We start from the raw sequence: 839 nt of genomic DNA on the forward strand, positions 1-839 counted from the left end.
CCTCTGCTCTGATTGAGAGGAACGTAACTGTCCACAGTCTAGACTAACCGCTCTGGGAACCTTGAGAGGGGGACTCTTCCAGGGATCCCCGGCACTGTCAGCCGGTCGTTGGGCAGGAAGCCGAACCGCTGAACAATTCCCCTTGCGCCACGTTCGAGATGCCGCCAGTGGGGTGGGCAGCTATCGCGATCCCTTTTTGTGCCTGGATCTCAGGCGAGCACCTTGGCTAGCCGAGGCCCTTGGCCAACTGGATAGGCAAATCGGTCAGAGCGGCAAAGAATGGTGTGGCACAGCAAGTAGAGGTTGCCTGCCAGCAGCTACTGCAAGTTGTGAAAGAATCGCTGCTCTACCGCTGCGCGGGAGCAAGCTAGCAGGGCTGCAGAGAACGTCAAGGTTAATTCTCAGTTAAGAAAAAAGCCGTTGCGGGGTGTAATCTAGCTGCATCTATGAGAAGATGGTAAAGCTGTGCTTTTTGTTCGCACGGCTTCGGTAGTCTATCTGGCCAATTAGGGGATAGTATGCTGCACACACTATCTGGCCAATTAGGGGATAGGTCTCTGGCTCTGATTGGGATCCACTGCATCCTAGAGCTTTACGACTGCCCGGCCAAACTTCTGGATGATGTCTCCCTTGTGCAACAGGCCTTGCGGGAGGCAGCAAGACGCTCCAACTCCACCCTCTTGGGTGAGCTTTGCCATCCATTTGAGCCACAGGGGATCACGGCGCTGGCCCTTTTGGGAGAATCTCATATCTCCATTCACACCTGGCCCGAAGCGGGCTATGCAGCGGTGGATGTGTTCACCTGTGGTCGCCACACGCGGCCCGAAGCAGCCTGTGAA

General features: G+C 56.0%; 1 protein-coding gene. It reads left to right on the plus strand.

All coding sequences use genetic code 11. The annotated features are described in order from the left end of the window. Positions 1-518: 518 nt before the first annotated feature. The coding region (gene speD, locus NW858_RS07820) for an adenosylmethionine decarboxylase (protein WP_414520238.1) at positions 519-839 on the plus strand (321 nt) is incomplete at its 3' end.

The organism is Synechococcus sp. H55.10 (assembly GCF_047502715.1).
Taxonomy (GTDB): domain Bacteria; phylum Cyanobacteriota; class Cyanobacteriia; order Thermostichales; family Thermostichaceae; genus Thermostichus.